The following is a 25,033-nucleotide window of genomic DNA, read 5'->3' as shown; positions in this document are numbered from 1 at the left end:
AAGGACGGTGCTTCGACAAGCTCAGCACAAACGGGTTTAGGGGGTCAGGCGGGTGATCCCGCCCATATAGGGCAGCAACGCCTCCGGAATATCGACGCTGCCGTCGGCCTGCTGATAATTTTCGAGGATCGCAACGAGCGTCCGGCCGACCGCAAGACCCGAGCCGTTGAGGGTATGGACGAACTCGTTGCCCTTCACGTCCTCGCGGCGGAAGCGCGTATTCATGCGGCGCGCCTGGAAATCGCCGCAGTTCGAGCAGCTCGAAATCTCGCGGTAGCTGTCCTGCCCTGGCAGCCACACTTCGAGGTCGTAGGTCTTGCGTGCCGCGAAGCCCATGTCGCCGCTGCACAGCAGCATCTTGCGATACGGCAGTTCGAGCGCCTCGAGGATTTCCTCGGCGGCGCGCGTCTTGCGTTCGAGTTCCGCGTCGCTGTCCTCGGGGCGGACGATCGAGACGAGTTCGACCTTCCAGAACTGATGCTGACGAATATAGCCGCGCGTGTCGCGTCCCGCCGATCCCGCCTCGGAGCGGAAGCAGGGGGTGAGGGCGGTCATGCGGACCGGTAGGTCGGCCTCGGGCAGGATTTCCTCGCGCACCGCGTTGGTGAGGCTCATTTCGGAGGTCGAGATCAGCCAGCGGCCGTCGGTGGTCTGGAACAGATCCTCGCGGAACTTCGGGAGCTGCGTCGTGCCGAACGCCGCCTCGTCGCGCACCATCAGCGGGGTTGCGCATTCGGTATAGCCCGCCTCGTTCGTCTGCCGGTCGATCATGAACTGGCCGAGCGCGCGTTCGAGCCGCGCCATCTGGCCTTTCAGGAAGGCGAAGCGCGCGCCCGACATCTTCGCCGCGGTCTCGAAATCGAGGCCGAGCGCGGGGGCGAAATCGGCATGTTCCTGCGGCGCGAAATCGAAGCTGCGCGGCGTGCCCCAGCGCGATATTTCGACATTGCTCTCCTCGTCCTCGCCATCGGGAACGTCGGCGGCGGGCAGATTGGGCAGCGCGGCGAGTCTGTCCTGCAGCGCGGCGAGCTGCTCGCGCTCGGCCTCTTCTTTCGCGGGAAGCGCGGTCTTCAATTCGGCGACTTCGGCCTTCAGCGCCTCGGCCTTGTCCTTGTCGCCCCCGGCCATCGCCTGGCCGATCAGCTTCGACGCCTCGTTGCGGCGCGCGAGCGCGGCCTGGATCTCGGTCTGGAGCGCACGGAGCGATGCGTCGGCGGCAAGAATCTCGGCGGACAAGGGTTCGAGACCGCGGCGCGCGAGGCCGGCGTCGAAGGCTTGCGGGTCATCTCGGATCAGGCGGATATCGTGCATGGCGGCGCTATGGCGTTGCCGCCCGCGCGGTGCAAGCCCGTCTTACCGCTCCAGCATCGCCGCGAGTTGGCCGATCGCCGTGCGCCAGCCTTCGTAAAAACCCATTTCTTCGTGCTTCGCGCTGTCTTCGGGCGTCTTGTGCAGCACGCGGGCGGAATAGAGCGTGCCGCCGTCCTTCGCCTCGAAGGTCAGGATCGCGGTCAACGCGAGCCACGGATCGACGGGCTGCCAACCTTCGGTCAGCACCGTCGTAAAGACGAGGCGTTCGTTCGGCACCGCTTCGAGGAAACAGCCGTCGACATGCGGCCCGAAATCGCCGTCGCCCTCGCGCATCCGCGTCACGAAACCACCGCCGGGGCACAGGTCGAGCTTGTCGACGCGGCATTCGATCGGCGCCGGTATCCACCATTGCGCCAGCTTTGCCGGGTCGCTCCACGCGTCCCACACGGCCGACGGCGGCGCGGTGATGTGGCGCGCGATGGTGAGTTCGCTTTTGCTCATGATTTTTCCTCCGAAGGATTTTGCGATTCGACGAAAGCGGCGAGGCGGTCGGCGCGTCCCTGCCAGATGGCGCGTTGCTCCGCGAGCCAGCCCTCGGCCGCCGCGAGCCGCGCGGCATCGACGCGGCAGGTGCGGACGCGGCCCTGCTTTTCGGTGCGGATCAGCCCCGACGCCTCAAGAACGGAGAGATGTTTCATGAAGGCCGGAAGGCCCATCTCGAACGGTTCGGACAGCCGCTTTACCGGGGCGGCGCCTTTGAGCAGCCGGCTGACGACGGCGCGGCGCGTCGGGTCGGCAAGCGCATGGAAAACGGTATCGAGGGCTGTTTGTTGGTTCGCCATATGGTGAACTATAGAGATGGTTCTCTATTTGGCAAACTGATTTGCGTAGGCCCAAAAAAGGGCCGCCCCGAGGGGGCAGCCCTTAGTTCGGTGGTCCGGGATAGCCCCCCTGACCGCCAGTGGATCTCTCAAGCCGCGTTAGCGTCGTCGTCGTTGCGATTCGCCGCGCGGCGGCGCGCGACAAGCGCGGCTGCTGCTGCACCGAACAATAGCATCATCGGCGGCGCAGGAACAGGGGTCGGATCGCCCGACGAGCTGCTGGTGCTGCCGCCCGAGCTCGACGAGGAGCTCGACGACGAACTGCTGCTCGACGAAGAAGACGAGGAACTGGTGCTGCCGGTCGAGCCGAAGCTGCTGCTGCCGCCGGTCGCGCCGCTCGACGTGCTGCTGCTCGACGAGGAGGACGACGAGGAACTGCTCGACGACGAGCTGCTGCCCGAACCGCCCGACCCCCCCGACGTGCCGTGCGATGAGCCGCCCCAGCCCGAGCTGCCCTTTGACGAGCCGCCCGACGAAGAGGAGCTCGACGAGGAGGATGAGGACGACGAAGAGGAACTCGACGACGAACTGCTGCTCGACGAGGATGTGCTGACGCTGCCCGTCGAGGTCGACACATTGCCCGACGAAGTCGAGGTGCTGACGCTGCCCGTCGAGGTCGAGACGTTGCCCGAGGAGGTGCTGACGCTGCCGGTCGATGTCGACACGCCGCCGGTGGAAGTCGACACGCCGCCGGTCGAGGTCGAAACGCTGCCCGTCGAGGTCGAGACCCCCGACGAGGTGCTGGACGAGGTCGACACGCCTCCCGTCGTCGTCGAGGTAACGACGATGCTGCCGCTGCTGCCGCCGCCCGAGCTGCCGCCGAAGAAACCGCCAAAGAAGCCGCCGCCGAACCCGCCGCCAAAGCCGCCTCCGACGACCGTCACGCCGCCGCCGCTGCCGCCGCCGCCTTCCCAGCCCGATTGCGGGAAGGGCGCGTAGGGGATCGGGGGCAGGGGAATCGTCTGCGTCACCACCTGCGTCTGCGGGGTCGCGGTGCGGATCACCTTCTTCGTCGTGACCACGCGGCGGACGCGCTTCACCGGCTTGCGCGCCGCGTGGCGTTTGCGCACGACCTTTTTCTTGGCGACGCACGGCGAGCAAGACTGGACCTGCGCCCGCGCTTTTGGAACGTCCGTGATCTGCATCGCGCCGCTACCGATGATCGCCCCGCCACAGGTGCACGCGCAAAGCTTCGCAAGAGCCATTCGGACAGACATAGGCTTCTCTTTCTTTCCCATTGCAGGTGCGAAGCGCCATCGACCGACACCCCCCATTCACCTTCGCTATAACCCAAAAGGGCAAAGCTTTGTGAACGCGGCAATTCTGTTAACCGCGTTTGCCTGTCCGAGAGCGGGAAAAGGACCGCGGAATCAACAAAAAACGCCATATATGTCCCAAAACAGAACGGATTATGCAGCAATTCTATGCGATTGGTTAACCTTCGGACCTAAATTGCCGTCTCCTTGCGGAGGTCGATGCGACCGGACGGGGCATCGGAATCGCCCTCAAGGTGCGGACGGTTCATCGCCGCTTCACGCCCGGCCGCTATCGGCAGCTTCGGCGCTTGTGTCGCGGCCGGTGGCTGGGTATAGGCGCGCCACTCCCCGAGCCGCTTGCGGCCCGCCGGGTGACAGGAAAGGACGCGAGAGCCCCTCATGCCGACCAAGATTGCCGATGTTGGCGCAGACGCGCTTCGCGAAGCCAAATCCAATCTCGATTCGGATTATGTCCCCAGCGACGACGAAGAGTTCATGAATGACCGACAGCAGGATTATTTCCGCGGTCTGCTCCTGGCCTGGAAAAAATCGATCCTGTCCGAATCGGAATCGACGCTCGCACATCTTCAGGATGGCCCGCTGCGCGAACCCGACCTCGCCGACCGCGCGTCGAGCGAGACCGACTGGGCGATCGAGCTCCGCACGCGCGATCGTCAGCGGAAGTTGATCGCCAAGATCGATTCGGCGATCCGTCGCATCGAAGAGGGCGAATATGGCTATTGCGCGGTGACCGGCGAGCCGATCTCGCTTGCGCGGTTGCAGGCGCGACCGATCGCGACGATGACGCTGGAGGCGCAGGAGCGCCACGAGCGTAACGAACGGATTTCACGCGAAGATTGATCGCGGGGCGCCCGCGCCCATTTACGATTCGGCAACCGCTGGACCCTAGATTCCACGCCTCGATACGAAAGAAACGGGGCGCAAATGGATTCGCAAAGACCGACATCGGTGGACGAGGAAGTCGCGGCACTGTCGCGCGGTGCCGATCGCGACAGCCTGTTCATGCAGGCGCAGTTGGCGCTGCCCGGCGGCGGGTCCGTCACCGTGCGCGTGCGCAACCTGTCGCCCGGCGGCATGCTCGCAGAAGCGAAGGTGACGGTCGCGCAAGGGGCGGCGGTCGAGGTCGACCTGCGCAACGTCGGGTCGGTCGCGGGGCGCGTGATCTGGGTCGGTGAAGGCAAGTTCGGTATCGCCTTCGACCGCGCGATCGATCCGCAGGCGGTTCGTCGTAAGGTGGTTTCGCAGTCCGATTTGCCGCCGCATCTGCGGCGCACGGGCCTTGAGAAGGGCCCCCTCTACCGCCGGCGCTGATGGCCCTGTAGGGCTGCATCAGCGGGGCGATAGCGCTAGCGATCAGCCGATCGCGAGCATCTCTTCCTTGAGTTTCAGTTTCTGCTTCTTGAGCTGCGCGACGACTCCGGTATCGGGGGCGGGACGGCGCTCTTCATTCGCAATTTTCGCATCGAGGTCCGCGTGGCGGGACTTCAGGGTGGAAAGGTGCGACGTGCTCATTGGCATTCTCCTTTTCGACTCGATGGGCAAGGCGAAGTAAAACATGAAACCGCCCCGATGTCGTGACGATTCGCTCAGCCGGTCCCCGTTGCGGACCAATGGTGAACGTGGCAGGGAGGCCGTGTGAGCCCCGAGGAAATTACCCAGCGCCTGGAACTGCTTCGCATCGAGCATCGCGACCTCGACGCCGCGATCATCGCGCTCGGCGAAGGGACGACGACCGACCAGTTGCAGATCGCGCGACTGAAAAAGCGCAAGCTCAAGCTGCGCGACGAGATCGCATGGTGTGAGGATCAGCTGCTGCCCGAGATCATCGCCTGAACCAACCGTCTGAATCAAAACGGGACAGCCACGGCAAATGATGGTTACCGCGATTGCGGACCCGGCGCGTTGCGTGGCATCGCTTCGGTCATGGTCGGCGGGGACATAAACATGATGGCGATCGATGTGCCGGTGCAGCGTGCGCAGGTCGAAAATCTCTATGTCGAGGCGATGCTGCTCGCCGACGAGGCGCATGCGGCCTTTGCCGCGCAGCGCGACCTCGGCAGCGTTCGCGGCAATGCCGCGGCGCAGATCGGTCTCGCCTGCGAATCGCTGAAGACGACGACGCGGCTGATGCACGTCATCGCCTGGCTGCTTCACCGCCGCGCGATGTTCGCGGGCGATCCGGGCGCCGGGCCGAACGACAGCGCGGCGCGGATCGGGGCGCCGGTCGCTGCCGACTGGAATGTCTGCGAAGGGTTCGACGCGTCGATCCGGCGGATCATCGCCGCGAGCGAGCGGCTGTTCGAGCGGGTCGCGGTGCTTGAGGCGGGCTGGGCAGCGCCGGCGGTTACGCCGGTGCAGGCGCTGCTCGCGCGGCTGGAAGCGCGGCTTTGATCGCATAGGGCGGAAGGTATCGGCCTACCCCAGCCACTCCACCCACGCGCCATGCGCATGCGCGTGCGCCAGCTTCTTTGGCGTCTCTCCACCCGGCCAATAGCGCACCACCAACTCATGATGGTGCACCGTCCGGTTCGCCTCCAGCGCGACCCACGCCAGAGGACGCTCGGCGGTCGCCCGCGCGGCCGCCGCCTCCATCGCGGCGGTGACGCGCGCCTGCTGGTCGGCGGGGACATATTGCCAGACGATCGAGTGCATCAGCAGACGGGTCGTGCCCGCGGCCTGCGGCTTCGCGAGTTCGGCCTCGACGAAATCGGCGGCGTTGGCGCGCACCAGATTCGGCTTTGCCTCATGCGCCTCGGCGATCGCGGCCTCGATGCGCGCGAAGCGGATTTCATGCTCGGGCCAGATATAGGCCTTGAGCCGCAATGCCTGCGCGGCGTCGGTCAGATCGACCGGCGCGACGTCGCAGCCCTTGGGGCTCGCGATCTCGATGGCGTGCATCGGGGGATGGCGGCCGCGCCATTCGGGGGTAAAGGTCATCGCGCCCGGCTGCGGACCGACATGCACTCCGCCAAGGTCATAATGATAGCGGTCGATCATCAGGTTGATTCCCGCGCTCGAGCCGATCTCGAGGCAGTCGAAACGCGGGGGCAGGCCCTGATCGGCCAGCCACAGCATCGCGGCGATGAAGTTCGACGAACGCCCCGCCTCATTGGTCTGCGGCGGGCCGTCGAGCCAGGGCAGCAGCGCCGCTTCGTGCCGCGCCACGACTCCCGCGATGACCGCATTGTCGTTGATATCCTCGGCATCGGCGTAGATGGGCGCGAGTTCGTGCGCCGTCCCCGACAGGTGAAGCGCATGGATGCCGCCCGCGGCGCGCAGCGGCAGGGCATCGGCGAGCGGCGCGCCGCCCCAGCCGGCGATGCGGCGTGCGAATTCGCTTTCCGGTTTATCGAGCAGTGTGGCGAGCGCGGCGACGACGCGCGCGGTGACGCGGGCATCGTTGGCACGGCAATAGGCGATCTGGTTCGAAAAGGCGGTGCGCACGGCGCGCGGACCGGTCTGCGCCATGTCGACCTGTTGATAGCGCTCGCTCATTGCCCTTTCTCCCGTCGCCGCTTATGGGCTGGCGCGCTTATGCCCGAACCGATCATCTTTGCCATCCCCAAGGGACGCATTCTCGACGAGGCGCTGCCGCTGCTTGCCCGCGTCGGCATCGAGCCCGCGGCGGATTTCTTCGACAAGAAGAGCCGCGCGCTGGTGTTCGGGACCAACCAGCCGCATATCTCGCTGATCCGCGTGCGCGCATTCGACGTCGCGACCTTCGTCGCGCACGGCGCGGCGCAACTCGGCATCGTCGGTTCGGACGTCGTCGACGAATTCGACTACAGCGAACTTTACGCGCCCGTCGACCTCGGCATCGGCCATTGCCGGCTGTCGCTCGCCGGACCGGAGGGCAGCGCGCCGCCGGGCGCCAATGAACTTGGGGGCGAAAGCCACATCCGCGTCGCGACCAAATATCCCGGCACGACGCGCCGCTGGTTCGAGGCGCAGGGTATCCAGGCCGAATGCATCAAGCTCAATGGTGCGATGGAAATCGCACCGAAGCTCGGGCTTGCCTCGCACATCGTCGACCTCGTCTCGACCGGGCGCACGCTCGTCGAAAATGCGCTCGCCGAGCAGACGGTCATCAGCGAGGTGTCGGCGCGGCTGATCGTCAACCGCGCCGCGTTCAAGCTGCGTTCGGCCGAAGTGCCGGCGCTGGTCGAGAAATTCCGGCAGGCGGTTGGCGATGCGGCGGCTTGACGCTTCCGCGCCCGGCTTTGCGGCCGAGTTCGACACGCTGGTCAATGATCGGCGCGAGAGCGCGTCCGACGTCTCGGCCGACGTCGCGGCGATCATCGCGCGGGTGAAGGCCGAGGGCGATACGGCGCTCGCCGATTATACGGCAAAATTCGACCGCTTCGATCTCGATGCGAGCGGGTGGAGCATCTCGAAAGAGGAATGCGCCGCGGCCTATGATGCGCTGGCGCCCGAGCTCCGCGATGCGTTGAACCTCGCCGCCGACCGCATCCGCGCCTATCACGCGGCGCAGCTTCCCGAAGACCGCGACTATCGTGACAGCACCGGCGCCCGCCTCGGCGCGCGCTGGCGCGGGGTCGATGCCGCGGGAGTCTATGTGCCCGGCGGGCGCGCGGCCTATCCCTCGTCGGTGCTGATGAACATCATCCCCGCCAAGGTCGCGGGGGTCGAACGGATCGTGATGATGACCCCGACCCCGGGCGGCGAGACCAATCCGGTGGTGATGGCGGCGGCGCATATCGGCGGGGTCGACGAGATCTGGCGCGTCGGCGGCGCGCAGGCGGTCGCGGCGCTCGCCTACGGCACGGCCCGCATCGCGCCGGTCGATGTCGTCACCGGTCCGGGCAATGCGTGGGTCGCGGAGGCGAAGCGCCAGCTTTACGGTGTCGTCGGGATCGACATGGTCGCGGGGCCGAGCGAGATTGTCGTCGTCGCCGACGCGAAGAACGAACCGCCCATCATTGCGGCCGACCTGCTCAGCCAGGCCGAGCATGACCCGACCAGCCAGTCGATCCTGTTCACCGACGACGGCGATTTCGCCGATGCGGTGGCCGCGGCGGTTGCGCATGTCATTCCGACGCTGTCGACGGCGCCGACGATGCAGGCGAGTTGGGCCGACAATGGCGCCGTGATCGTCGTGCCGCGCCTCGCCGACGCGATCCCGCTCTGCGACCGGCTCGCACCCGAACATCTCGAACTCGCGGTCGATGCCGCCGAGGCCGACGCGCTCTTTGCCAAGGTGCGTCATGCGGGCTCGGTCTTCCTCGGCCGCCAGACCCCCGAAGCCATCGGCGATTATGTCGCCGGCCCCAACCATGTGCTGCCGACCGGCCGCCGCGCGCGTTTTTCGAGCGGGCTGTCGGTCACCGACTTCATGAAGCGCACCAGCTTCCTCGCGCTCGACGAAGCGAGCCTCGCCGCGATCGGCCCCGCCGCGGTCGCGCTTGCGGGCGCCGAGGGGCTTCCCGCGCATGCGCTTTCGGTCAGCCAGCGTCTCAGCTAAGAAAAGAACGATGAACAAACGCGCCCAATCCCGCTCCGCCGCCCGTCTCGCTGCCGTCCAGGCGCTCTATCAGCACGAGATGGAGGCGACGCCGGTCGCCAGGCTGATCCACGAATTTCACCAGCACCGCATCGGCGCGACGATCGAGGACGCCGAATATGCCGACGCCGACACCGCCTTTTTCGACGATATCGTAAAGGGTACGCTCGCGCGGAGCGAAGAGATCGACGCCGCGATCGTCGCGCGGCTTGCAAGCGGCTGGTCGATGGAGCGGCTAGACCGCACGATGAAGGCGATCCTGCGGGCCGGGACTTATGAGCTGATCGCGCGCGGCGATGTCCCGATCGGCGCGGTGGTCAGCGAATATGTCGATGTCGCGAAGGCTTTCTTCGACGCGCGCGAGGCGGGGTTCGCGAACGGCCTGCTCGATGCGATCGGCAAGGATGTGCGGGCGAAATAACTAAATCCTCTCTGCCGCGAAGCGGTGGGGAGGGGGACCGTCCGCGAAGCGGATGGTGGAGGGGCCGCGTTATCGCCCCTCCGTCAGCGCTTCGCGCTGCCACCTCCCCATCGCTTCGCGACAGAGAGGATCGGTATCTTTTATACCGCAACGGTATTCGCTACGATTTCCGTATGAGCGAAGCCGATTTCATCGCCCGCCTGCGCGCCATCGCGACCGACCCCGCCGCGCGCGGGCTTGCCGACGATGCGGCCGTGCTGGGCGACCTCGTCCTCACCCACGACATGATCGTCGAGGGCATTCATTTCCTTCCCGACGAACGGCCGCAGGATGTCGCGTGGAAGCTCGTCGCGGTCAACCTCTCCGATCTCGCTGCGAAGGGCGCGGCGCCGCTCGGCGTGCTGGTCGGCTACAGCCTGACCGGCGACGAACATTGGGACGCGGCCTTCGTGCGCGGCCTGGGCGAAGTGCTGCGCCGTTACGAGGTGCCGCTGCTCGGCGGCGATACGGTCGGCATTCCCGCCGGCGCGCCGCGCAGCTTCGGGCTGACCGCCATCGGCAAAGCTCCCGCGACGGGCGCGCCGATGCGGAGCGGTGTTCGCCCCGGCGACCAGATCTGGGTCACCGGCACGATCGGCAACGCGGGGCTCGGCCTTGCGATGCGGCTGGGGCAGGTCGATCCGAACGAGACCTGCCTCGAAGCCTATAATCGGCCGCAGCCGCAACTGGCGTTCGGACGGGCGGTTGCCAATCATGTCCATGCGATGATGGACGTGTCCGACGGCTTGCTGATCGACGCGCAGCGCATGGCGGAGGCGAGCGGGTGCGAGATCGGCATCATGCTCGAATCGATCCCGCTCTCGGCGGCGCTGCTCGCAGTCCGGCCCGACGTACTCGACACAAGGCTCGCGGCCGCGACGGCGGGCGACGACTATCAGCTCCTGTTCGCGGCCGATCCGGGCGTGGCGGGGACGATCCGCGAGGTTGCGGCGGGGCTGAATGTGGCGGTGACCCCGCTCGGTCACGCCGGCGTCGGCGAGGGAATCATGCTGACCCACCGCGCCCAACGCATCGCACCGCCCGAGCACCTGGGCTTCATGCACTGATCCGAAAGCGCGCAAAAGCACCGAATAACCGGGGTTGCGCGCCGCATTCTTTCTTCCCATAACTCGGCGTCCAAATTTGGGGCGGTCGCATCAGGGGAGAGAGCGAACCGGCATCAATAAGTCGGACGTGCTCGACTGCTATCTTCTGCGTCGCCCTTCTCATGGGAAGGAAGCAACACGCATGAATCCGGTTTTGATCGCGATAGCGTGCGGCCTTTTGGCTGTGCTCTATGGGTTCATTACCTCGCGGCAGGTGCTCAGTGCATCGGCGGGTAATGAGAAGATGCAGGAAATCGCCGGCGCCATCCAGGAAGGCGCCAAGGCCTATCTGGGCCGCCAATATCGCACCATCGCCATCGTCGGCGTCGTCGTCGCCATTCTGGTCGGGCTGTTCCTCGGCCCGATCTCGGCGACCGGCTTCGTGATCGGCGCCGTCCTGTCGGGCGTCGCCGGCTTCGTCGGCATGAACATCTCGGTGAAAGCCAACGTCCGCACCGCGGCGGCGGCGCAGACCGGGCTGCAGGCGGGCCTCACCATGGCGTTCCGCGCCGGCGCGATCACCGGCATGCTCGTGGCCGGCCTCGCGCTGCTCGCGATCTCGGTCTTCTTCTGGTATCTGATCGGCCCCGGCGGTTTCACCGTCGGCGGTGAGGATCGCACCGTCGTCGACGCGCTTGTCGCGCTCGCGTTCGGCGCCTCGCTGATCTCGATCTTCGCGCGCCTCGGTGGCGGCATCTTCACCAAGGCCGCCGACGTCGGCGCCGACCTCGTCGGCAAGGTCGAGGCTGGAATTCCCGAGGACGATCCGCGCAACCCGGCGGTGATTGCCGATAACGTCGGCGACAATGTCGGCGACTGCGCGGGAATGGCGGCCGACCTGTTCGAAACCTATGTCGTCACGGTCGGCGCGACAATGGTGCTGATCGCGTTGCTGCTAAAGGGCACCGGCGACATGCTGTTGCCGCTGATGACGCTGCCGCTGCTGATGGGCGGCGTCTGCATCGTCACCTCGATTATCGGCACCTACTTCGTGCGTCTCGGCAGCGGGACGAACGTCATGGGCGCTATGTACAAGGGCTTCCTCGTCACGGCGGTCCTCTCGATCCCGGCGATCTGGTTCTCGACCAGCTATGCGCTGGGCGGCGACATGAACACCAATATCGCGGGCACTGACTTCAACGGTAGCGACCTCTTCTATTGCTCGCTGCTCGGTCTCGTCATCACCGGGCTGATCATCTGGATCACCGAATATTATACCGGCACCAACTATCGGCCGGTTCGTTCGATCGCCAAGGCTTCGGAAACGGGCCATGGCACCAATGTGATCCAGGGCCTCGCCATCAGCCTTGAATCGACCGCACTGCCGACGCTCGTCATCTGCGTCGGCATCATCGTCGCCTATCAGACCGCGGGCATCATCGGCATCGCCTTCGGCGCCACCGCGATGCTCGCGCTCGCGGGCATGGTCGTCGCGCTCGACGCCTATGGCCCCGTCACCGACAACGCCGGCGGCATCGCCGAAATGGCGGGCCTCGACGACAGCGTGCGCGAAAAGACCGACCTGCTCGACGCGGTGGGCAACACGACCAAGGCGGTAACCAAGGGCTATGCCATCGGTTCGGCAGGCCTTGCGGCGCTGGTGCTGTTCGGCACCTACACCGCCGACATCACCGAATATTCGGCGGTGCTCGGGCTCGACGCCCCGCTAACCTTCTCGCTGTCGTCGCCCTACGTCATCGTCGGGCTGCTGCTTGGCGCGCTCCTGCCGTATCTGTTCGGTGCGATGGGCATGACCGCGGTCGGCCGCGCGGCGGGCGACGTGGTGAAGGATGTTCGCGACCAGTTCGCGAACAACAAGGGCATCATGGACGGCACCAGCCGCCCCGACTATGCCCGAACCGTCGACCTCGTCACCAAGGCGGCGATCAAGGAAATGATCGTGCCCAGCCTGCTGCCGGTGCTTGCGCCGATCCTGGTGTTCTTCGTGATCCGCGCGGTTGCCGGTCCGGCGGCCGCGCTCGAAGCGCTGGGCGCGCTGCTACTCGGCGTGATCGTCGGCGGGCTGTTCGTCGCCATCTCGATGACCTCGGGCGGCGGCGCGTGGGACAATGCGAAGAAATATATCGAGGATGGCAACCATGGCGGCAAGGGCAGCGAAGCCCATAAGGCCGCGGTGACCGGTGACACCGTCGGCGATCCGTACAAGGATACCGCGGGACCCGCCGTGAATCCGATGATCAAGATCACCAACATCGTGGCGATCCTGCTCCTCGCGGCGCTGGCGCACGGCGCGGCCTAGGCTGCACCGTCCTTGCGGACAAACAAAGGCCCCGCCGGAGCGATCCGGCGGGGCTTTTGGTTGGGGCCAATGTTGGTCGCCCGGTTTCTATGCGCTGGTCAACGTGTCGAGCAGCCCGCTCAACCGCCGACGGCGGGGCAGGAGTTCCTCCCTTGCCGCGCGGCTCGATTCCCATGTGGTGTATGCGACCGATCCCACCATGAAGATGACGAACCCGGCATTGAACCAGAAACCGGTGGCGTCGTTGATCTTCAGGATGAGCCAGAAAATCAGTACCGAGCCCGCCACGATAGGCGCCGACCAAAGCATGAGATTGCTCCATCGCCCGACCTGCGAGAGCCGGTAATCGATCAGCGACAGGTTGCGGCGAAGTTCCTCCTCCAGCGTATTGCCGAAGACACGCTCGCGCTCCGCCTGGCGCCTTCTACTCAGCCACAACGCGCCGATCCACAGCGCAAAGGCTGCGATGCCGACGACGGCGAGGATGGCGTAGGACCCCGCCCCGCCATGATCGAGAAACCACCACAGGACGGCGCCGGCGAGCGCCGTCATCGCGGTCCCGACGATATAGGTGGTCCACTGGTCCCAGCGCAGTGCTCGCCGCATGCCGGCCTGTTCGTTTCGGATCACCAGCTGGAGCAGATCGCGGTTGACGTCGTAGAGCGGCTTGTCCTCCTGCTCTTTCCAGCTTTTCAGCATCTCATCGAAATCCATCATCTTCCTCCTTCGCGAGTTGACCGGCGAGCCTTGCCTTGACGCGTTTGATCTTGACCCCGACATTGCTTTCGCTGAGACCGAGGATCTGAGAAATGTCGCGGTAGCTGAATCCGTCGAGGATCAGCAGCGTGAGCGAGCGGTTCACTTCGTCGAGTTCGCTGATCCGCTCATAGATCCACTCCAGCCGGTGATCGCGGGCGGGCGGCGCGACGAGCAGCGCGGTCGCGGCCGCGAAATCCTCGCGACCGCGACCGTGCCGGCCCTGCTTGCGGCCCCAAGCGATCGCTGTGTTGAGCGCGACGCTGTATATCCAGGTGGCCGCGGCCGAATCGCCGCGAAATGCGTCGATCGAATGCCACAGTTGCAGCGCGATTTCCTGGAACAGATCCTCGCGATCCGAATGGGTGGCTCCATAGGCACGCGCCACCTTGAACAGGATCGTTTTGTGCGCCGCCATCCAATCCTGGAAAATCGTGTTGCGTTCGATATCCGTCATGTCCACCCTCATGCCGTTAGTCGCGGCCGGGGTGGAGTTTCTTACACCGGATCCAAAAGAATGCCGCGCGATGTTAGCGTTCAGCGTTCATTTGCGCGGCATAGCCCGCCTGCACCATCGCGCTCATCCGGTCGAACAGCGCGTCGGGATCGTCGCGGCGCAGCCCGGCTATCGCCGCTTCGGCGCCCTCGGCGACGATCAACTCGCGCGTGCCCGCATCGACCGCGGCGAGCATCTGCGCCACCGCATCGCCCGGCGACAGGCCGTTCTCGATCGCGGCATCGCTTTCCCCTCGTGTGCTGCCGTCGGCGTTGAGCGCGTTGCGGCTGACGTTGGTGCGCACCGATCCCGGCGCGACGACGAGGACTTTCAGCCCCAGATGTTCATTCTCGGCGCGCACTGCGTCGTGATAGCCGATGATGCCATGCTTCGCCGCCGAATAGGCGCTGCGCAGCGGCACGCCCGCGATGCCCGCGACGCTCGATATGGCGATGATCTGTCCGCCACCCGCGCCGACCATGCGCGGCAGCAATTGCTGGGTGAGCGCGATGGGGGCGAGCAGGTCGACCGCGATGATCCGTTCATAAACCGAAAAGTCGGTTTCGATTGCAAGACTGCGCTGCGAGATTCCGGCATTGTTGACGAGGCCGTCAACGCGGCCGCGCCACGCCCAAGCTTGTTCGGCGATGGCGGGGAGGGCGGGATAGTCGGTCGCCTCGAATGGCAGGACCAGCGTCTCGGTCGCGCATTCGGCCGCGACGCCGTCGAGCGCGGCGACATTGCGCCCCGACAAAATCAGCTTCGCGCCGCGTGCCGACAGCGCCTTGGCCAGCGCCGCGCCGATGCCCGACGACGCCCCCGTGACCCACCAGACTTGATCCTTCATACCGGCTCTCCATCTATGTTTTCGTTTCAACCTGAAACGGGTACGAGGAGCCGTCAAGGCGCCGACCCGCGCATTTCCGTGCAGGGGTGGCAATTTTGTTGCGAATCTGTTATAATTAATATCAACACGCCGACATTGTGCCTCTTCCCGCCGCCGGGCTGGGGCACGCTTGGCGTTTCCGATGGAGCCCATTCCTTGTCACTTTGACTGGCTAGCGCCGCCCTATCAGCCCGATCCCCCTCCGATAGAGGGCCGGATACAAAGCTGTTCACGCGCTTCCCCGTCCCCGACAAGGCCACTGAAAGGAACTTGAATGTCCGCAAGCACTCCCGTTTTCGAAGTCGGTGACTATGTCGTTTATCCGAAACATGGCGTGGGGCGCGTCATCGAGCTGCAGAAATCCGAAATCGCCGGCATGCAGCTGGAACTTTATGTTCTCCGTTTCGAAAAGGAAAAGATGACCCTTCGCGTTCCGACGAACAAGGCCGAAGGCGTCGGCATGCGCAAGCTGTCGTCGGACAAGACGCTGAAGGAAGCACTGCAGGTCCTGACCACCAAGCCGAAGGTCAAGCGCACCATGTGGTCGCGCCGCGCACAGGAATATGAAGCGAAGATCAACTCGGGCGACCTGGTGTCGATCGCCGAAGTGACCCGCGACCTGTTCCGCGCCGACGACCAGCCCGAGCAGAGCTATTCGGAGCGCCAGATTTTCGAAGCGGCATCGAGCCGCCTCGCGCGCGAACTCGGCGCGATGGAAGAAAGCGACGAAAAGACCGCGCAGGCGAAGATCCTCCAGATCCTCAACGAGCATGCGCCGCTCTATTACGCCGAAAAAGTGTAATCGCGTCCACAGCGATGAAGGAAAGGGCGGTCTGGTAGGGCCGCCCTTTTTCGTTGCCCGCCATTTTCTTTCGTCATGCCGGACTGATCCGGCATCCATCGCAGCACTGAAGTCATGGATCCCGGATCAAGTCCGGGGTGACGAATGATGGGGAGCTTCAGGGATAGGTTGCCGCCACGAAATAGAGCCCGTCGGGGGGCGCGTTGAGGCCGAGCGCGTTGCGATCGGCGGCGTCGAGTGCGGCCTTCAGGTCGCGCGCCGACCATTTGCCGTGCCCGACCAAGGTCAGGCTGCCGACCATCGAGCGCACCTGATGGTGGAGGAAGCTGCGCGCCGCGGCCTCGATGATCACTTCCTCGCCGTGACGGCTGACCGTCAGCTTGTCGAGCGTTTTCACCGGGCTTTGCGACTGGCAATGCGCCGAGCGGAAGGTCGTGAAGTCGTGGAGCCCGATGAGCTGCTGCGCAGCGGCGTGCATCGCATCACTGTCTAGCGGCCGCGCAACTTGCCACGACAGCCCCTTGTCCCACGTCAGCGGCGCGCGGCGGTTGACGATGCGATATTCATAAGCGCGCCCGATGCAGGCGAAGCGCGCATGCCAGTCGTCGGCGACGATTTCGCATCCGACGATCGCGATCGGCGCGGGCCGGAGCTGCGCGTTGAGCGCCTCTGTCAGCTTGAACGGGGTCAGCGGCTTTTCGATGTCGACATGCGCGCGCATCGCGATCGCATGGACGCCCGCGTCGGTGCGCCCGGCGCTGAACACCTGCACACTCTCGGCGGTGAAGCGGTGGATCGCTTCCTCGATGACTTGCTGGACGCTGGGACCATGCGCCTGCCGCTGCCAGCCCATATAGGGGCGGCCGTCATATTCGATGGTGAGGGAAAATCTTGTCATCGCCGCCCCCTTAGCCGTTCGCATCGAGCGAAGTCGAGATGCCGCCACGACCTAAATTCCGTTCGCCCTGAGCTTGTCGAAGCCTGTCCTGAGCGCCTGCCTTGGCAGGCAGTCGAAGGGGGCCGTTCTTTTTCCCGACGCCCAAAGTAAGAACGGTGCTTCGACAAGCTCAGCACGAACGGCAAGGAGATTGAGTGGTTCGTCCTTACGCTAGCCGCGTGCCCGCCGGAATCGCGCGGCCGCGCAGCAGTTCGGCGGCCTCCATCGCGGGTTTTCCCGCGCGCTGGACGCGGCCCACGCGGATGGCACCGGGATTGCAGGCGATGGTGAGCGCATCGTCGAGCGCGACGCCGGGCGTCGCGCCCGCGATCGTGTCGGCGGGATGGACGACTTCGGCCGCCAGCATCTTGTATCGTTCTCCTTCGAGTTCGAAAAAAGCGCCGGGCACCGGATTGAACGCGCGCACCTGCCGCTCGACCTGCACCGCGCTGGTCAGGAAATCGAGCCGCGCCTCGCTCTTGTCGATCTTCGCCGCGTAAGTGACGCCGTTATCTGGCTGCGGTTCGGGGGGAAAGGCGTGGAGCTCGCTCAGCACGCGGCGCATCATCAGCGCCCCCATCTCGGCGAGTTCATGCGTCAGCACGCCCGCGCTCTTGCGCCCGACTGGCGTCGTTTCGACCAGCCGCATCGCGCCGGTGTCGAGCCCGGCGTCCATCTGCATGATCGTCACCCCCGTTTCGGCGTCGCCCGCGAGGATCGCGCGCTGCACCGGCGCCGCGCCGCGCCAGCGCGGCAGGATCGAGCCATGGACGTTGAGGCAGCCTTCGCGCGGTGCGTCGAGCACCGCCTGCGGCAGGATCAGGCCATAGGCCGCGACCACCGCGACATCGAGGTCGAGCGCGGCGAATTCGGCCTGCGCTACTTCGCTCTTCAGGCTCTTCGGCGTGCGGACGGGCAGGCCCTGCTCCTCGGCCCAGACCTGCACCGGGCTTTTCTGCAACTTCTTGCCGCGCTGCGCGGGGCGCGGGGGCTGGGTATAGACCGCCGTGATGTCGTGCCCCGCCGCGTGGAGTGCGGCGAGCGTCGGCACCGCAAAGGGCGGCGTTCCCATGAAGGCGATGCGCATTGTCATTTCTCGTGCGCCGCTTAAGACCATCCGTCATGGCATCGCAAGAGATTGAAGCGCTCGTCCAGCAACTCGCCCGCCTGCCGGGGCTCGGTCCGCGTTCCGCGCGGCGCGCGGTGCTGCATCTGATGAAGAAGCGCGAGAGCGCGTTCGCGTCGCTGCTCGCAGCGCTCCAGACGGTGTCCGAACGGCTCGTCACCTGCACCATCTGCGGCAATGTCGACACGCAGGACCCGTGCGCGATCTGCGCCGACCCGCGCCGCGACGACCGTAGCCTGTGCGTCGTCGAGGAAGTGTCGGACCTGTGGGCGCTCGACAAGTCGCGGCTCTTTCCCGGCAAATATCATGTGCTCGGTGGGCGGCTGTCGGCGCTGGAAGGCGTGCGGCCGCAGGATCTCAGCATCGACGCTTTGGTGGCGCGCGTCGCCGCGGGCGGGATCGATGAGGTCGTGCTCGCGATGAACGCGACGCTGGAAGGGCAGACGACCGCACATTATCTGGCGGAGCGGCTGGAGGGCTATCCGGTGCGGTTGACGCAATTGGCGCACGGTCTGCCCGTGGGCGGCGAACTCGATTATCTCGATGAGGGGACACTGGCTCAGGCGCTGAGGGCAAGGCGGCCGGTGGGTTAGTCGGATCGGTTGTTTACGACCGTCACGGTGGACGCGCTGACAGGTTGTCGATCCCTCGGTTCCCAAGTCCAACCGCAGTAAATCAACCCCGCCGAATTCGCGAAATGGAAGAGGTCGGGGATGCGCTGGCGCAACCAGTCGACGCTCGGTTGATATGTTTCCCAGCCTTCCAGCCGGTCAGCCGCGAAGTTGACCCCGAGATCGGAAAGTCGCCGAGAAACCTCCGTGTAGATATCTTCGCGATCAACCAACAGGATGTCCGTTGGCTCGGCTTCATCAAAATGGTGGCAAATTGGCTGGGCAGACGCAGCACGTTCGGCATCTGCTAGAATCTCGTGCAACGCGGTTTCGCCTGCATCGAGATGTTCAGAGAGGGTCCAAGTCGGTATGTCATCGTCGGTCATGCTGTAGGACTTCCCTAACGCATCGCCCAAGTCAACGAGCCAACGGCCCCTTGACCCCGCGCCCGCGCGATCATACCTGCCACCCATGGCCATCCTACCCATCATAGAGACCCCCGATCCCCGGCTGCGCGTCATTTCGAAGCCCGTCGAAACCTTCGACGCCGAGCTGAAGACGCTGGTCGCCGACATGTTCGAGACGATGTACGACGCGCCCGGCATCGGGCTCGCCGCGATTCAAGTCGGGGTGGCGAAGCGCATCCTCGTCATCGACCTGCAGGAACCCGACCCCGACGACGAAGAAGGCAAGAAGGTGATCCGCGAGCCGCGCGTGTTCATCAACCCCGTCTTTTCCGACGAGAGCGAGGAGCATAGCGTCTATCAGGAGGGCTGCCTGTCAGTCCCCGAACAATATGCCGATGTGACGCGCCCCGCCGAGGTCACTGTCGACTGGCAGGACGAGGACGGCAAGCATCATCAGGAACGGATGACCGGCCTGATGGCGACGTGCATCCAGCACGAGCACGACCATCTGGAAGGCATTCTCTTCATCGACCATCTGTCGCGGCTAAAGCGCGAAATGGTGCTGAAAAAGCTGGCAAAGATGCGGAAAGCGGCCTGACCGACCGATAACCGACAAAAAAGAAACCCCGGCTTTCACCGGGGTTTCTTTTTGTCTGCGATGTCGCGGCGGCGCTTAGCCAGCTTTTGCGACGCCCACCATCGCGGGGCGCAGCAGCCGGTCCTTCATCATATAGCCCGCCTGCATTTCCTGCACGATCGTGCCGGGCGTCTTGTCGCTCGGGATTTCGAGCATCGCCTGATGCTGGTTGGGGTCGAGCGGCAGGCCGATCGCGGCGATGCGCGTGATGCCGTTGCGTTCGAAGACGCTGAGCAGTTCGCGCTCGGTGGCTTCGAGGCCGGTGATCAACGGCTTGATGCCCTCGTCGGCGCGCTGCTCTTCGCTGAGCGCCGCGAGCGCACGGCCGAGATTGTCGGCGACCGACAAGATATCGCGCGCGAACTTGGTCGACGCATAGGCGTGCGCGTCGGCGATTTCCTTGTCCTTGCGGCGCGTGACATTCTGCGTCTCGGCGCGCGCATAGAGCAGGTCCTGCTGGAGCGCGGCGACCTGTTCGGCGAGTTGCGCGACTTCGTCGTTCGCGCTTTCGGGCGCTGCCGTTTCGGCGGTTTCGGAGCCGTTGGTTTCGGGAATGGGGCCGTCGTCGATCGGCGTGTCGTTTTCGATGTTCGTCATAAACCTATCGTATCAGTCTGGAGAGCGATTGTGCGGTGAAATCCACCATGGGAACGATGCGGGCATAGTTCAAGCGCGTCGGGCCGATCACGCCCACGACACCCACCACGCGCCCGTCCGATCCGCGATAGGGCGCCGCTATCACGGACGAGCCCGAAAGCGAGAATAATTTATTCTCCGAGCCGATGAAAATGCGGGTGGCGGCGCCTTCGCGCGCGCTGTCGAGCAGCTGTGCGATATCCTGTTTGGTTTCGAGTTCGTCGAGTAGCTGACGCACGCGGTCGAGGTCGCCGACCGCGCTGTCGTCGAGCAAATTGGCCTGTCCGCGCACGATCAGCACCGGGCGGTCGGCACCGTCCGACGACCAGATCGCGAGCCCGCGGCTGACAAGGTCCTGCGCGGCGCGGTCGATCGCGATGCGTTCGGCCTCGATCTCGCGGCGCACGCGCGCCATCGCTTCGGTCAGCGTCAGGCCCGACAGCGTCGCCGAGATATAATTGCCAGCCTCGACGAGCGCCGACGGGTTGAGCCCGGGGGGGATATCGATAACGCGGTTCTCGACCGTCCCGTCGCCTGCGACGAGCACGACGAGCGACTGGTTCGCCGACAGCGGCACGAAGGCGAGCTGTTTCAGCACCCGCTCATGCTTTGGGACGAGGACGAGGCCCGCGCACGCCGACAGCCCCGACAGTGCCGACGTCGCCTGCGCGAGTGCGCTTTCGATCGGACCGGCGTCGGACAGGCTCGCCTCGATCTGGGCGCGGTCTTCGGCCGATGGTTCGGCGACCTGCATCATCCCGTCGACGAAAAGGCGCAGGCCCTGTTCGGTCGGCAGGCGTCCCGCGCTGGTGTGCGGGCTCGCGAGCAAGCCATATTCCTCAAGATCCTGCATCACGTTGCGGATCGAGGCGGGCGACAGGTTGAGCGCCGCGAGCTTCGACAGCGTGCGCGACCCGACCGGCTGCCCGGTTTCGAGATAGGCGTCGACGACCAGTCGGAACACGTCGCGCGCGCGCGTGGTGAGTTCGGTGATCGGCGGGGTGGTCATGAGGGTGGATTTAGGGACGGGAAGGGCGAGGGGCAAGCCTGGCGCCAACCTCGTCATTCCCGCGAAAGCGGGAACCCAGCGAGCCGGCGTTGCAACTGGGTTCCCGCTTTCGCGGGAATGACGAAATGGGGGTGCAATCGGCGGGGCTTGTGCCTAGCCTCGTCCCCGGGGGAGAAAATCATGACGACACGCCCGCTTAATCAGGACGACCCGCTCGACGATTTCGATCACCGCGACATCGTCCTCCTCGGCCGCAAGCACCGCGTCTACACAATGGGCAGCGGTCCCGCCGTCATCGTGATGACCGAAATGCCCGGGATCAGCCCGCATGTCGCGCGTTTCGCGCGCTGGGTCCGCGATGCGGGTTTCACCGTCTATATGCCGCATATCTTCGGTAAAGACGGCGCGGTGCCGCGAGCGCCGCGCATGTTGTTCACGATGATCGGCGGCTGCATCAGCCGCCAGTTCCGCGCCTTCCAGTCCAATGAAAGCTCGCCCGCGACGCAGTGGCTGCGCTCGCTCGCGGCGCACGCCCACCGGGAATGCGGCGGCAAGGGCGTCGGCGCGATCGGCATGTGCTTCACCGGCAATTTCGCATTGTCGATGATGCTCGAACCCGCGGTGCTTGCGCCCGTGCTGGCGCAGCCGTCGCTGCCACTCAACGATCCGGCGGGCATGCACATCGCGCCCCACGAGCTTGCGGAGGTCAAGGCGCGGATGGAGGTTGAGGATCTGACCGTGCTCGCCTATCGCTTCGACGGCGACAAATATTGCGGGGCGGCGCGCTTCGCGGCCTATGAGGACGCGCTAGGGGATCGCTTCATCGGCAAGGTGCTACCCGATAGCGCGGCAAACCCCGACAGCCCGATGAAGAACCCGCACAGCGTCGTCACCATCCACCTGATCGACGAAGCTGGGCAGCCGACGGTGCGGGCGCGCGACGAAATCCTCGATTTCTTCAAGATGCGGTTGAGCGAATGAGGCCGGCGGCCTAAGGGCCACCGCAATCACCAATCGAAAGGATATTCTATGCGCCCCTCAGGCCGCGCGCCCGATCAGATGCGCCCCATCGCGATCGAAACCGAATTCACCATCCATGCCGAGGGCAGCGTCCTCGTCAGCTTCGGCAATACCAAGGTGCTCGTGACCGCCAGCGTCGACGAAAAGGTGCCATCGTGGATGCGCGGCAAGGGCGCGGGCTGGGTGACGGCCGAATATGGCATGCTGCCCCGCGCGACGCACACGCGCGGCAGCCGCGAAGCGGCGAAGGGCAAGCAGTCGGGCCGCACGCAGGAAATCCAGCGGCTTATCGGCCGCTCCTTGCGCGCCGTCGTCGACATGAAGAAGCTCGGCGAGCGCCAGATCATCATCGATTGCGACGTGATCCAGGCTGACGGCGGCACGCGGACCGCCTCGATCTCGGGCGCGTGGGTCGCGATGCGGCTCGCGGTCGACAAGCTGCTCGCGGCGAAGACGCTGGCCGAGGACCCGATCGAGGACAAGGTCGGCGCGATTTCCTGCGGCATATATCGTGGCACGCCGGTGCTCGATCTCGATTACGACGAGGATTCGGTCGCCGAGGCCGACGGCAATTTCGTGCTGACCGGCAAGGGTCAGATCGTTGAGGTGCAGGCGAGCGCCGAGGGCGCGACCTATGACGAGGAAGGCCTGCTTCGCTTGCTCCGCCTCGCGCGCATTGGCTGCGGCGAGATTTTCGCGGCACAGGATCGGGCGACGGGGCGCTGATGACGCGCAAGCTCGCCCCCGGCAGGCTCGTCATCGCCAGCCACAATGCGGGCAAGGTGCGCGAGATTCGCGCGCTGCTCGAACCCTTTGGGATCGAAGCGGTGTCGGCGAGCGATCTCGGGCTCGCCGAGCCCGAGGAGACGGGCAAGACGTTCCGCCAGAATGCGCTGCTCAAGGCGCATGCGAGCGCGTCGGCGGCGGGGCTTCCGGCGCTCGCCGATGACAGCGGGCTCGAGGTTGCGGCGCTCGGCGGGCGGCCGGGGGTCTACACCGCCGACTGGGCCGAGCGCCAATGGTTCGAGGGCAATCCGGGGCGCGACTGGTATATGGCGATGGGCAAGGTCGAAGGGCTGCTTGCCGAACAGGGCCCGGATGTCGACCGCAGCGCGCGCTTCATCTGCACTCTCGCGCTCGCCTGGCCCGATGGCCATGCCGAAGTGTTCGAAGGTCGGGCCCAGGGCAGCATGACCTGGCCGCCGCGCGGGAAACTCGGTTTCGGTTATGATCCAGTCTTCGTTCCGGCCGGTAACACGCTGACTTATGCGGAGATCGATCCGGCGGAGAAACATGCGATCAGCCATCGGGCCGATGCCTTTGCCAAGCTGGTGGTGGGGGCGTTTTGAATCAGTCGTCCTGTCGGGGGCGAAACCTGATTTTCCCATCGACCTCGATGAAGCGCGACCGATCGCCTTTTTCCCGCATGTCCCACGCCGCCTGTTTGTGGCATTCGGGATCATGGTTGATACGACGGGCGACGAGCCTGCGCATTTCTTCATCGGCAAAGATCAGGTCGTGGGCGCCGTCGATGTTGACGCCAAATTTCTCGCGGGTTCGTTTGACGAGCTGAGCGAAATCCCGATTGCCAATATCCATAGGTTCCTCCGGCATCGCGTTCCGGAGATAAGCCTACTCCTGCAGACAATCGCTGAAAAGTGACTATATCGCCCCCCATGGCCGAACCGCTCGCCCTCTATGTCCATTGGCCGTTTTGCGTGTCGAAATGCCCTTATTGCGACTTCAACAGCCATGTGCGCGAAAGCGTCGATCAGGCGGCATGGCGCGCGGCCTTGCTCGCGGATTTGCGGCACGAGGCGGCGTTGCTGCCCGGCCGCACGGTCGGCTCGATCTTCTTCGGCGGCGGCACACCGAGCCTGATGCCGCCCGCAACCGTCGCGGCGGTGATCGCCGAGGCGGACGCGCTGTGGGGCCTCGCGGACGATGTCGAGATCACGCTCGAGGCCAATCCCAATTCGGTCGAAGTCGCCAATTTCGCCGATCTCGCCGCCGCGGGGGTCAATCGCGTCTCGATAGGTGTTCAGAGCTTTGATGCCGAAGTGCTTGAATTTCTGGGGCGCGCGCACAGCGAGGACGAGGCGCGGCGCGCGATCGCGGCGGCACAGGCCAGTTTCGACCGCGTCAGCTTCGACCTGATCTATGCGCGGCCGGGCCAGTCGCTCGCCGGCTGGGAAAGCGAGTTGGCGGGTGCGCTGGCGTTCGGCACCGATCATCTCTCGCTCTATCAGCTCACCATCGAGCCCGGCACGCGTTTCGCCACGCTGGCGGCGAAAGGCGACCTCACCATCCCCGATGGCGATGAGGCGGCCGATCTGTTCGACGCGACGCAGGCGATGACGCGCGCCGCCGGGCTGCCGCGCTACGAAGTGTCGAACCATGCGCGCGTCGGGCAGGAGAGCCGGCACAATCTCGCCTATTGGAGTTACGCCGATTATGCCGGGGTCGGACCCGGGGCGCATGGGCGGCGGCTGGGGCAGGCGACCGAGCGGCACAAGAAGCCCGAGAATTTCATCGCGGCGGTGGCGCGCAACGGCCATGGCCTGAAAGTCGAGGCCGATCTGCCGCCGCACGAACGCGCGACCGAGGCGATGCTGATGGGGCTGCGGCTGACCGAAGGCATCGACCTGGCGCGGATCGAGGCGCGGAGCGGGTTGCCGCGCGCGGCGTTCGTCGATGCGGCGGCGGTGGCGCGGCTGGCGGGGCACGGGCTGATGCGCGCCGACAGCGACCGGCTGGCGGTGACCGACGAGGGTATATTGCTGCTCGACTCGATCCTTTCCGAGGTGGTGAAAACCCACTAACCTTTGTCCACCGTTGGCATGGGGCGCCAGCGTGTCTCGACTTCGCTCGACACGAACGGGACTAGAGGGAGC

General features: G+C 65.5%; 31 protein-coding genes. 17 read left to right on the top strand and 14 right to left on the bottom strand.

Annotated features, from left to right (window positions below; genetic code table 11):
- Positions 1-36: 36 nt before the first annotated feature.
- The 3 genes from serS to VFG17_RS04990 are packed head-to-tail and all read right to left on the bottom strand — an operon-like array spanning position 37 to position 2,153.
- Complete coding sequence (serS, locus tag VFG17_RS05000; RefSeq protein WP_325028364.1) at positions 37-1,311, bottom strand: serine--tRNA ligase; 1,275 nt, start codon at positions 1,309-1,311, stop codon at positions 37-39.
- A gap of 42 nt (positions 1,312-1,353) precedes the next feature.
- Positions 1,354-1,812 carry an SRPBCC domain-containing protein gene (locus VFG17_RS04995; protein WP_325028363.1) on the bottom strand — a complete coding sequence of 153 codons (459 nt, stop codon included), beginning with the start codon at positions 1,810-1,812 and terminating at the stop codon, positions 1,354-1,356.
- Positions 1,809-2,153, bottom strand: a complete 345-nt coding sequence (locus VFG17_RS04990; protein ID WP_325028362.1) for a metalloregulator ArsR/SmtB family transcription factor — start codon at positions 2,151-2,153, stop codon at positions 1,809-1,811. The genes VFG17_RS04995 and VFG17_RS04990 overlap by 4 nt, the downstream gene beginning before the upstream one ends.
- Before the next feature lie 153 nt (positions 2,154-2,306).
- Between VFG17_RS04990 and VFG17_RS04985 the strand changes: the two genes are divergently transcribed.
- From VFG17_RS04985 to VFG17_RS04975, 3 genes are all read left to right on the top strand, one after another.
- The gene (locus tag VFG17_RS04985) at positions 2,307-3,131 is read left to right on the top strand and encodes a hypothetical protein (protein WP_325028361.1); all 825 of its coding nucleotides are present in this window, start codon (positions 2,307-2,309) and stop codon (positions 3,129-3,131) included.
- A 716-nt stretch (positions 3,132-3,847) separates the two neighbouring features.
- On the top strand, positions 3,848-4,309 hold the full coding sequence (gene dksA, locus VFG17_RS04980) for an RNA polymerase-binding protein DksA (protein ID WP_325028360.1): 462 nt from the start codon (positions 3,848-3,850) through the stop codon (positions 4,307-4,309).
- Positions 4,310-4,417: 108 nt separating this feature from the next.
- Positions 4,418-4,780 (top strand): PilZ domain-containing protein, encoded by a 363-nt coding sequence (locus VFG17_RS04975; protein WP_325028359.1) that lies wholly within the window; start codon positions 4,418-4,420, stop codon positions 4,778-4,780.
- A 42-nt stretch (positions 4,781-4,822) separates the two neighbouring features.
- Here the strand turns inward: VFG17_RS04975 and VFG17_RS04970 are convergent, their stop codons facing one another.
- On the bottom strand, positions 4,823-4,981 hold the full coding sequence (locus VFG17_RS04970) for a DUF465 domain-containing protein (protein ID WP_081933159.1): 159 nt from the start codon (positions 4,979-4,981) through the stop codon (positions 4,823-4,825).
- Positions 4,982-5,104: 123 nt separating this feature from the next.
- On the opposite strand from VFG17_RS04970, the gene VFG17_RS04965 reads away from it, so the two are divergent.
- Both VFG17_RS04965 and VFG17_RS04960 read left to right on the top strand, forming a co-directional pair.
- Positions 5,105-5,302: a YdcH family protein gene (locus VFG17_RS04965; RefSeq protein ID WP_325028358.1), complete on the top strand. Its 198-nt coding sequence runs from the start codon at positions 5,105-5,107 to the stop codon at positions 5,300-5,302.
- Between the two features lie 111 nt (positions 5,303-5,413).
- Positions 5,414-5,860 (top strand): DUF1465 family protein, encoded by a 447-nt coding sequence (locus VFG17_RS04960; RefSeq protein ID WP_325028357.1) that lies wholly within the window; start codon positions 5,414-5,416, stop codon positions 5,858-5,860.
- 24 nt (positions 5,861-5,884) lie between these two features.
- Here VFG17_RS04960 and VFG17_RS04955 read toward each other — a convergent pair whose 3' ends face one another.
- Entirely contained in the window at positions 5,885-6,964 is a 1,080-nt protein-coding gene (locus tag VFG17_RS04955; protein ID WP_325028356.1) for a DUF2332 domain-containing protein, read from the bottom strand.
- Between the two features lie 39 nt (positions 6,965-7,003).
- On the opposite strand from VFG17_RS04955, the gene hisG reads away from it, so the two are divergent.
- The 5 genes from hisG (at position 7,004) to VFG17_RS04930 (ending at position 12,816) form a co-directional block, all read left to right on the top strand.
- Entirely contained in the window at positions 7,004-7,672 is a 669-nt protein-coding gene (hisG, locus tag VFG17_RS04950) for an ATP phosphoribosyltransferase (RefSeq protein WP_325028355.1), read from the top strand.
- Positions 7,659-8,951: a histidinol dehydrogenase gene (hisD, locus tag VFG17_RS04945; RefSeq protein WP_325028354.1), complete on the top strand. Its 1,293-nt coding sequence runs from the start codon at positions 7,659-7,661 to the stop codon at positions 8,949-8,951. Before hisG ends, hisD begins: the two co-directional genes overlap by 14 nt.
- 10 nt (positions 8,952-8,961) lie before the next feature.
- Positions 8,962-9,411: a transcription antitermination factor NusB gene (gene nusB / locus VFG17_RS04940; protein WP_325028353.1), complete on the top strand. Its 450-nt coding sequence runs from the start codon at positions 8,962-8,964 to the stop codon at positions 9,409-9,411.
- Between the two features lie 173 nt (positions 9,412-9,584).
- Positions 9,585-10,517 (top strand): thiamine-phosphate kinase, encoded by a 933-nt coding sequence (gene thiL, locus VFG17_RS04935; RefSeq protein ID WP_325028352.1) that lies wholly within the window; start codon positions 9,585-9,587, stop codon positions 10,515-10,517.
- A 181-nt stretch (positions 10,518-10,698) separates the two neighbouring features.
- Positions 10,699-12,816 carry a sodium-translocating pyrophosphatase gene (locus VFG17_RS04930; RefSeq protein ID WP_325028351.1) on the top strand — a complete coding sequence of 706 codons (2,118 nt, stop codon included), beginning with the start codon at positions 10,699-10,701 and terminating at the stop codon, positions 12,814-12,816.
- An 87-nt stretch (positions 12,817-12,903) separates the two neighbouring features.
- On the opposite strand, the gene VFG17_RS04925 is transcribed toward VFG17_RS04930, so the two are convergent.
- From VFG17_RS04925 to VFG17_RS04915, 3 genes are all read right to left on the bottom strand, one after another.
- Positions 12,904-13,530, bottom strand: coding sequence for a hypothetical protein (locus tag VFG17_RS04925; protein ID WP_325028350.1), 627 nt, complete (start codon positions 13,528-13,530; stop codon positions 12,904-12,906).
- Positions 13,517-14,029 carry an RNA polymerase sigma factor gene (locus VFG17_RS04920; RefSeq protein WP_325028349.1) on the bottom strand — a complete coding sequence of 171 codons (513 nt, stop codon included), beginning with the start codon at positions 14,027-14,029 and terminating at the stop codon, positions 13,517-13,519. Before VFG17_RS04920 ends, VFG17_RS04925 begins: the two co-directional genes overlap by 14 nt.
- Before the next feature lie 73 nt (positions 14,030-14,102).
- On the bottom strand, positions 14,103-14,915 hold the full coding sequence (locus VFG17_RS04915; protein ID WP_325028348.1) for an SDR family NAD(P)-dependent oxidoreductase: 813 nt from the start codon (positions 14,913-14,915) through the stop codon (positions 14,103-14,105).
- A 313-nt stretch (positions 14,916-15,228) separates the two neighbouring features.
- On the opposite strand from VFG17_RS04915, the gene VFG17_RS04910 reads away from it, so the two are divergent.
- Positions 15,229-15,756, top strand: a complete 528-nt coding sequence (locus VFG17_RS04910) for a CarD family transcriptional regulator (protein WP_062182596.1) — start codon at positions 15,229-15,231, stop codon at positions 15,754-15,756.
- 157 nt (positions 15,757-15,913) lie between these two features.
- On the opposite strand, the gene truA is transcribed toward VFG17_RS04910, so the two are convergent.
- Together truA and fmt are read right to left on the bottom strand one after the other, a co-directional pair.
- Entirely contained in the window at positions 15,914-16,654 is a 741-nt protein-coding gene (truA, locus tag VFG17_RS04905; RefSeq protein ID WP_325028347.1) for a tRNA pseudouridine(38-40) synthase TruA, read from the bottom strand.
- A gap of 205 nt (positions 16,655-16,859) precedes the next feature.
- Entirely contained in the window at positions 16,860-17,780 is a 921-nt protein-coding gene (gene fmt / locus VFG17_RS04900; protein ID WP_325029077.1) for a methionyl-tRNA formyltransferase, read from the bottom strand.
- A 35-nt stretch (positions 17,781-17,815) separates the two neighbouring features.
- Between fmt and recR the strand changes: the two genes are divergently transcribed.
- The gene (recR, locus tag VFG17_RS04895) at positions 17,816-18,412 is read left to right on the top strand and encodes a recombination mediator RecR (RefSeq protein ID WP_325028346.1); all 597 of its coding nucleotides are present in this window, start codon (positions 17,816-17,818) and stop codon (positions 18,410-18,412) included.
- Here recR and VFG17_RS04890 read toward each other — a convergent pair.
- Complete coding sequence (locus VFG17_RS04890; protein ID WP_325028345.1) at positions 18,409-18,816, bottom strand: hypothetical protein; 408 nt, start codon at positions 18,814-18,816, stop codon at positions 18,409-18,411. The two genes, recR and VFG17_RS04890, sit on opposite strands and share 4 nt — an antisense overlap.
- 85 nt (positions 18,817-18,901) lie before the next feature.
- Here VFG17_RS04890 and def point away from each other — a divergent pair, with 85 nt between their 5' ends.
- Positions 18,902-19,435, top strand: coding sequence for a peptide deformylase (gene def / locus VFG17_RS04885; RefSeq protein WP_325028344.1), 534 nt, complete (start codon positions 18,902-18,904; stop codon positions 19,433-19,435).
- Between the two features lie 75 nt (positions 19,436-19,510).
- Here def and grpE read toward each other — a convergent pair whose 3' ends face one another.
- Together grpE and hrcA are read right to left on the bottom strand one after the other, a co-directional pair.
- Positions 19,511-20,071, bottom strand: a complete 561-nt coding sequence (gene grpE, locus VFG17_RS04880; RefSeq protein ID WP_325028343.1) for a nucleotide exchange factor GrpE — start codon at positions 20,069-20,071, stop codon at positions 19,511-19,513.
- A 4-nt stretch (positions 20,072-20,075) separates the two neighbouring features.
- The gene (gene hrcA, locus VFG17_RS04875) at positions 20,076-21,119 is read right to left on the bottom strand and encodes a heat-inducible transcriptional repressor HrcA (RefSeq protein ID WP_325028342.1); all 1,044 of its coding nucleotides are present in this window, start codon (positions 21,117-21,119) and stop codon (positions 20,076-20,078) included.
- 180 nt (positions 21,120-21,299) lie between these two features.
- Between hrcA and VFG17_RS04870 the strand changes: the two genes are divergently transcribed.
- From VFG17_RS04870 to rdgB, 3 genes are read left to right on the top strand one after another with little or no spacing between them, the layout of a single operon-like run.
- A complete protein-coding gene (locus VFG17_RS04870; protein ID WP_325028341.1) occupies positions 21,300-22,100 on the top strand; it encodes a dienelactone hydrolase family protein in 801 nt (266 codons plus the stop codon).
- Between the two features lie 48 nt (positions 22,101-22,148).
- Entirely contained in the window at positions 22,149-22,865 is a 717-nt protein-coding gene (gene rph, locus VFG17_RS04865; RefSeq protein WP_325028340.1) for a ribonuclease PH, read from the top strand.
- The gene (gene rdgB / locus VFG17_RS04860; protein WP_325028339.1) at positions 22,865-23,488 is read left to right on the top strand and encodes an RdgB/HAM1 family non-canonical purine NTP pyrophosphatase; all 624 of its coding nucleotides are present in this window, start codon (positions 22,865-22,867) and stop codon (positions 23,486-23,488) included. Before rph ends, rdgB begins: the two co-directional genes overlap by 1 nt.
- A gap of 1 nt (position 23,489) precedes the next feature.
- Here the strand turns inward: rdgB and VFG17_RS04855 are convergent, their stop codons facing one another.
- Positions 23,490-23,738: a hypothetical protein gene (locus VFG17_RS04855; RefSeq protein ID WP_325028338.1), complete on the bottom strand. Its 249-nt coding sequence runs from the start codon at positions 23,736-23,738 to the stop codon at positions 23,490-23,492.
- A 77-nt stretch (positions 23,739-23,815) separates the two neighbouring features.
- Here VFG17_RS04855 and hemW point away from each other — a divergent pair, with 77 nt between their 5' ends.
- Positions 23,816-24,961, top strand: a complete 1,146-nt coding sequence (hemW, locus tag VFG17_RS04850) for a radical SAM family heme chaperone HemW (RefSeq protein ID WP_325028337.1) — start codon at positions 23,816-23,818, stop codon at positions 24,959-24,961.
- Positions 24,962-25,033: the final 72 nt, after the last annotated feature.

Origin of the sequence: Sphingopyxis sp., assembly GCF_035686825.1 — a bacterium.
Taxonomy (GTDB): domain Bacteria; phylum Pseudomonadota; class Alphaproteobacteria; order Sphingomonadales; family Sphingomonadaceae; genus Sphingopyxis.
This window is presented reverse-complemented; position numbering and strand designations above follow the sequence as displayed.